Source organism: Bradyrhizobium sp., assembly GCF_049586575.1.
In the GTDB taxonomy this organism is placed as follows: domain Bacteria; phylum Pseudomonadota; class Alphaproteobacteria; order Rhizobiales; family Xanthobacteraceae; genus Bradyrhizobium.
Window position 1 is genome coordinate 1 of record NZ_JBAVCF010000793.1, and the last position, 6,436, is coordinate 6,436.

The 6,436-nt window shown below is 60.9% G+C and carries 7 protein-coding genes; 3 read left to right on the forward strand and 4 right to left on the reverse strand.

Features of this window, described 5'->3' with window-relative positions; all coding sequences use genetic code 11:
* A partial coding sequence (locus tag WB528_RS28275; protein ID WP_423892737.1) for an aspartate-semialdehyde dehydrogenase occupies positions 1 to 795 on the reverse strand: 795 nt, incomplete at its 3' end.
* Between the two features lie 139 nt (positions 796 to 934).
* Here WB528_RS28275 and WB528_RS28280 point away from each other — a divergent pair.
* Both WB528_RS28280 and WB528_RS28285 read left to right on the forward strand, forming a co-directional pair.
* A complete protein-coding gene (locus tag WB528_RS28280) occupies positions 935 to 1,729 on the forward strand; it encodes a hypothetical protein (RefSeq protein ID WP_423892738.1) in 795 nt (264 codons plus the stop codon).
* Between the two features lie 155 nt (positions 1,730 to 1,884).
* Complete coding sequence (locus WB528_RS28285) at positions 1,885 to 2,304, forward strand: hypothetical protein (protein ID WP_423892740.1); 420 nt, start codon at positions 1,885 to 1,887, stop codon at positions 2,302 to 2,304.
* A 118-nt stretch (positions 2,305 to 2,422) separates the two neighbouring features.
* On the opposite strand, the gene leuB is transcribed toward WB528_RS28285, so the two are convergent.
* Positions 2,423 to 3,535 carry a 3-isopropylmalate dehydrogenase gene (gene leuB / locus WB528_RS28290; RefSeq protein ID WP_423892742.1) on the reverse strand — a complete coding sequence of 371 codons (1,113 nt, stop codon included), beginning with the start codon at positions 3,533 to 3,535 and terminating at the stop codon, positions 2,423 to 2,425.
* 118 nt (positions 3,536 to 3,653) lie between these two features.
* On the opposite strand from leuB, the gene WB528_RS28295 reads away from it, so the two are divergent.
* The gene (locus tag WB528_RS28295; RefSeq protein WP_423892744.1) at positions 3,654 to 4,859 is read left to right on the forward strand and encodes a YbfB/YjiJ family MFS transporter; all 1,206 of its coding nucleotides are present in this window, start codon (positions 3,654 to 3,656) and stop codon (positions 4,857 to 4,859) included.
* A 30-nt stretch (positions 4,860 to 4,889) separates the two neighbouring features.
* On the opposite strand, the gene WB528_RS28300 is transcribed toward WB528_RS28295, so the two are convergent.
* Positions 4,890 to 5,675 (reverse strand): molybdopterin-dependent oxidoreductase, encoded by a 786-nt coding sequence (locus WB528_RS28300; RefSeq protein WP_423892747.1) that lies wholly within the window; start codon positions 5,673 to 5,675, stop codon positions 4,890 to 4,892.
* A 12-nt stretch (positions 5,676 to 5,687) separates the two neighbouring features.
* The gene (locus WB528_RS28305) at positions 5,688 to 6,317 is read right to left on the reverse strand and encodes a cytochrome b/b6 domain-containing protein (protein WP_423892749.1); all 630 of its coding nucleotides are present in this window, start codon (positions 6,315 to 6,317) and stop codon (positions 5,688 to 5,690) included.
* Positions 6,318 to 6,436 lie beyond the last annotated feature (119 nt).

The following is a 6,436-nucleotide window of genomic DNA, read 5'->3' on the forward strand; positions in this document are numbered from 1 at the left end:
ATGACGCAGGATGTCGCGCGCCTCATCGGCCGAGATCGGATGCTCGAACTCGATATTGACCGCCTCGGAATGGCCGACGAACACCGGCACCCGCACGCAGGTCGCGGAAAGCCTGATCTTGGGATCAAGAATCTTCTTGGTCTCCATCATCATCTTCCACTCTTCCTTGGTGTAACCGTCCTCCATGAACACGTCGATCTCGGGGATGACGTTGAAGGCGATACGCTTGGGGAATTTCTTGTTGATGAGCTCGCTGTTGGTGTAGACGGCCTTGGTCTGGGAGAACAGTTCGTCCATCGCATCCTTGCCCGCGCCCGACACCGACTGGTAGGTCGCGACCACGACGCGCTTGATGACGGCCTTGTCGTGCAGCGGCTTCAGCGCCACCACGAGCTGCGCGGTCGAGCAGTTCGGGTTCGCAATGATGTTCTTCTTGGTAAAGCCGGCGGCCGCATCCGCATTGACCTCGGGCACGATCAGCGGCACGTCCGGATCCATCCGCCAGGCCGAGGAGTTGTCGATCACCACCGCGCCCGCGGCTGCGATCCTCGGCGACCATTCCTTCGAGACCGAACCGCCCGCCGACATCAGGCAGATGTCGACGTCGGAGAAGTCGTAATTCTCGAGCGCTTTGACCTTCAGGGTCCGGTCGCCATAGGAGACTTCAACGCCCATGCTGCGGCGTGACGCCAGCGCCACGACCTCGTCGGCAGGGAATTTGCGCTCGTCCAGAATGTTGAGCATTTCCCGCCCCACATTGCCGGTCGCGCCGACCACTGCGACTTTGTAACCCATCGTTCACTCTCCGAAGAAAAAAGCCCGTCCCAGCGCACCGCAGAAAGGGAAGAGCCAGCGCTTCTATGCGAGAAACGCCGTTAAGACAACGTTAGACGGGCCTTGCGTAGCCCTTCGTCTTGCGGCGACCGGGCCACTAATGCGATCCGATTCAGAGTATCATTCCCGCATCCACCCGGCACTGACCAGCTTTGCCGACGAATGCTACGCAACGCTGGCGCGCCTGATTGCCTATGTGGGCGCGCTCGCCCTCTTTGTCATCGTTGGCGCGCATTTCTTCGACCAATGGCAGTTCGATACGGCTACTGAGCCGGCAGACCAGCCAGGCTTCACGCTGGCGCAGCGTTCGCGCCCGGCGTTTGCCGTTAGCTCGCTCGATTTTCTCGAAGAATCAGAATCTTACGAGGTGTTCCGGCATCCGGCCGGCGGCCGCAAGGATGTTTTCCACTGGGGCCAGCCCGGCGAAAAGCCCGCGGCCGAACTTGAAATCTACCGCCCTGGCGGCGAATTCGACCCAACCGAGCCGCGAGCAGCCAATCTCGCGGTACGTATGGCGGCGGAAGCCTCCCAAGAGGGCCCGCCGGAGTTAGAGACGGCCGGCGTCATCGACAGCAAATTCGGCAGCATGGCGCTGCTCCGCCGCCCCGGCCACGCGGATGCGGCAAGGTCCTGCCTGGGCTTCATCAAGCAGTTTGACGATCCGGCTTTGCAAATCTCCGGATGGTCGTGCCAAGGCGCCACACTGGCGGCGCGGCGGTCCGCGATCGGTTGCATGCTCGACCGGCTAACCCTGCTGGCTTCCGGCAACGAACCCAAACTGGCCGAGCTGTTTGCCCGCGCCGAATTGAGACGTAGCGGTTGCAGATCTGCCAAGACCGTCTCCGTCGATTGGGTCACCGACGCGGAAAACCCTCATTTACGCGGCTCGCTTTGAGGCATTTTCCAGCCAAGAGGCTGGTTTACATGCAACTTTTTTGAGCGACGCAAGCTTTATTCTCTGCCAGTGTTGCCCGTTTGACCTTGTGACGGCAGGGCCGACCGCTAGAATGGCTGCCGAAACTGGCGACCTGTCCGCCCAAAGAGGACCTGATGACCCCAAGAATTCCAGCCGCGAACAAAGTTGCGGTATTGTTTGCCGCTGTCGCCATTGGCGTCGTTGGTTTGACCGCCTCGCCGGCCGGCGCGCAGACGTCCACTTCCACCCAGGCGCAAAAGAACGCCAAGCGCCAATATGACAATCGCGGCCATCTCTATTACGGCCCGAGCGGGCCGAACGTGTCCTATCAGCAGGGACCGCATACCCGCGTTTACGTCACCAAGCGCTCATGGCTCGATGCCGGCGTCGAGGTCTTGCCGGGCGACCGCAAGTTCACCGACTACGCATTCCCGCCGGAACTCGGTTATCCGTCGTTTGCGCGCGAGAACAACAACCGCCCGATCGACCGCTCGCCGATGAATCCGCCGTCGGATATGGGCGGCTTCCAGCAGTGGTTCCCGCTCCCGTACTGACGCTTTACAGGCCGGCCTTTCCGCATCGTCCCTGCGACCCGGCTTCGCCGGGGCCGATACTGTTGGGCCGCCGAAGCCATAGCCAAGGCCGCAAGCTGGAACGGGACTCGGCGTCAGCTTATGCGTGCAGCGCCTGTAACTCTTTAAGGATCGCCTCGCCCATTTGCGAGGTCGAGACTGCCGTTTTACCTTCGGACTTGATGTCCGCGGTGCGCAGTCCCTTGGCGAGAACCGCCGCAATCGCCGCATCGACCTTGTCAGCCAATGCGCCGAGATCGAACGAATAGCGCAGCGCCATTCCGAACGAAGAGATCATCGCGATCGGATTGGCGAGCCCCTTGCCCGCGATATCGGGCGCCGAACCATGCACCGGCTCGAACAGCGATTTCCGCTTCTTGCTCTTGGCGTCGATCTCGCCGAGCGAGGCCGATGGCAGCATGCCGAGCGAGCCCGTGAGCATCGCGGCAATATCCGACAGCATGTCGCCGAATAAATTGTCGGTGACGATGACGTCGAACTGCTTCGGCGATTTCACCAGGTTCATGCCGCCGGAATCGGCAAGCTGATGCTCGAGCTGCACGTCCTTGTATTCGCGGCCGTGAACTTGGGTGACGACCTCGTTCCAGAGCACGCCGGATTTCATCACGTTGCGCTTTTCCATCGAGGTCAACTTGTTGCGCCGCTTGCGCGCCAGGTCGAAGGCGACACGCGCGATGCGCTCGATCTCGTAGGTATCGTAGACTTGCGTATCGATCGCCCGTTTCTGGCCGTTGCCGAGATCGGTGATGGTCTTCGGCTCGCCGAAATAAACACCGCCGGTAAGCTCGCGCACGATCATGATGTCAAGGCCCTCGACCACTTCTCGCTTCAGGCTCGAGGCTTCCGCCAGTGCCGGATAGCAGACCGCAGGGCGAAGGTTGGCAAACAGCCCGAGATCCTTGCGTAGCCGCAACAGGCCAGCTTCAGGCCGGGCGTCGTAGGGGACGCTGTCCCATTTCGGCCCGCCGACGGCACCGAAGATCACCGCGTCGGCCGCCTTGGCCTGCGCCATGGTCGCGTCCGTGATGCTTTGCTTGCTCGCGTCATAAGCCGCGCCACCGACCAGCCCTTCCTCGGTCGTGAATTGCGCAATCCCTTGCGCGTTGATCCAGCCGATCAGGCGCTTCACCTCGCCCATCACTTCGGGGCCGATGCCGTCGCCGGAAAGAAGCAGCAGTTTATGGGTCGCCATGGTCGAATGCCTTTTTGGAAAATAGCTGGTGCGCGCGGAGTGCTAATGCCGTGATGCGTGAATGGCAAGACACCATTGCTGCGGACACGCATGTGCAACCGCCTCGGCACCTGCCACAATGACGCCTGCGCCGGAGAATCCCGTGAAAATCCCCGAACCTGCCGCCCATCCCGCGCGGCTCATCCTCATCCTGTCGCTGGCGCCCATCATCGGGCTTGGCATCGGGCGCTTCGCCTATTCGCTGGTGCTGCCGGATATGCGCGACACGCTGGGCTGGTCCTATTCGGTGGCCGGCTTCATGAATACCATCAACGCGGCCGGTTATCTCGGCGGGGCTCTGGCAGCCGCGCGTCTGATCAGATGGTTTGGGCTGTCCGCTTCGATCCGGTGGGGGACGCTGGCCTGCGTTGTTGCGCTGGCGTTGAGCGCCATCTCGGGCAACGTCGTCGTCCTGAGCTTGGCCCGTCTCCTGGTAGGTGTTGGAGCTGCGCTCACGTTCGTCGCCGGCGCGGCGTTGGCGGCTCAGATCGCCCAATCGCATCCGGCGCGCGCCAGTTTCCTGCTTAGCCTATTCTATGCCGGGCCTGGATTCGGCATCGTGACCTCCGGCCTGATCGCGCCATTCGTGCTGCAGGTTTTCGGCCCGGGATCGTGGTGGATCGTGTGGTGGGCGATGACGCTATTGTCAGCCGCGCTGACGATCCCGTTACTGATGTCGCCGATCGAGGCCGGGAGCCGCCTCGATGATACCGTGCCGGCGCCGTTTCCGATCCGGCCGATCCTGATTTACCTCGCCGGCTATTTCCTGTTTGGCGCGGGATATATCGCCTACATGACGTTCATGATCGCCTATATCCGTGACGCCGGCGGCGGCCCGGTAGCGCAAAGCGCCTTCTGGTGCCTGATTGGACTGAGCGCGTTCGTCACGCCCTGGGCTTGGCAGGGTCTGTTGGCGCGCGACAATGGCGGGTTTACCACCGCGATTATCCTCGGAGTCAACACGGTGGGCGCAGCGCTGCCATTGCTTGGCCATTCGGTGTTGCTGTTGACCGTATCGGCGCTGGTGTTCGGCGTTTCCTTCTTCGCGATCGTGGGATCGACCACCGCTTTCGTGCGCTTCAACTCGCCGCCTTCGGCGTGGCCCAAGGGAATCGCCGCCATGACCATCGCATTTGGAATAGGCCAGACCCTGGGGCCGACCGCGGTCGGCGCCATCACCGATGCCTTTGGCAACCTTTCTTATGCGCTGAATGCATCGGCGTTGCTGCTTGCGCTCGGAGCCGTGGCGGCGGCGTTTCAGCGCAAGCTCATCAAAGGCGCGTAACCAGAACGCCGCGCGGGCGATCGTAAGCAGCTAGCTGCCGCTGAACGAATTATAGCCCTGGTCTTCCCAGTAGCCGCCTTTGTAGTCGTTGGTGACTTCCATCGAGAGCACATATTTCGGATTCTTGAAGCCGAGCTTGGTCGGCACGCGGATCTTCATGGGAAATCCGTAGGCGCGCGGCAGGATTTTGTCAGCGAACTTGAACGTCATCTGGGTTTGCGGATGCAGCGCGCTTCGCATGTCGAGCGGCGAGTTGTAGCCTTCCTTGTCGGCACACTGGAACCAGCAATATTTGGCGCGGGTGTCCGCCCCGATCAGCTTGAGGAAATGGCTGAGCGGCGTTCCGGTCCAGCTTCCGATCGCACTCCAGCCTTCCACGCAGATATGGCGCGTCACCTGCTTGACCTGCGGCAACTTGTAGAGCTCCTCCAGCGTCCATGACTTCTTGTTGTCGACAAGCCCGCGCACCTCGAGCTTCCATTCGTCGCCATTGACCTCGGGCGCGTCGTCGATTTCGTAGTAGGCGTTGAACGGGAACGGCTTGGTGATCGCGCTTTCCGGGAAGGTCGGCGCCAATGCGTCGGGGTTGAAAATAAACGCCTGCACCGCGTCGTTGAATTTCGAAACCTTCTTCAGCACCTCTTCCGCTGAGGAAGAATCCACAACATCACAGCCGGTCAGAAGTGCCAGCGCGCCGAAACTCGCGCCGCCTGTGATAAAGCGCCGGCGCATCAGGTCCGGCATCAGCTTGGTCGCATCCTTGACCAACAGTTTCTTGTCGACGCCCGGAATCAGAAGCTTGCGAAGTCGGCCCATGGTTGATCTCCCTTAGCGGCCGATGATCATGGCGCGCAGGCTCTTCGGCACCAAGACCGCCAGAACCACGTGGATCGCGAGAAAGACGACAATCGCCGACATGCAGAAGAAGTGGACATATCGCGCGGCATCGTATCCCCCGAACAGCGCCGTCAGATATTGCAGTTGCACCGGCTTCCAGATCGACAATCCTGAAAGCACGATGATCACACCGACGGCGATAATGCCGGTGTAAAGCAATTTCTGCACTTGATTATATTTGCTCAGGTCATCGTGCGACAGTTTGAAGGTCAGCGCCGCAACGGTATCAGAAATCACGCCGCGAGGCGAGATCGGCAACAGCTTCCTGGCAAAGCGACCGCTGGCAAATCCCGTGATCAGATAGATCAGGCCATTGACCATCAACAGCCACATCGCCGCGAAATGCCAGAGCAGCGCCCCGGCAAGCCAGCCGCCCAGCGTGATCGTCTGGGAGAAGGTGAGCGACCGGAACAGCGGCGAGGCATTGTAGATCTGCAGTCCCGACATGATCATCAGGAAGATCGCCACCGCATTGATCCAATGCATCACCCGCACCCAGGCCGGCTGAATGATCTTCGAGGCGGTTGCGGTGTGTCGTTCGGTGGTCGTGAGACTGGACATGGCGTTCCCGTCGTTGAAAGCAGTCGATTCTTATACGTCTAAAATCGGTGTTTGTTACTGCCAAAACGGGTCGCCGCTGCCAAGACGTCGTCCTTCAACATCCCAGATTTGGCGGTCAA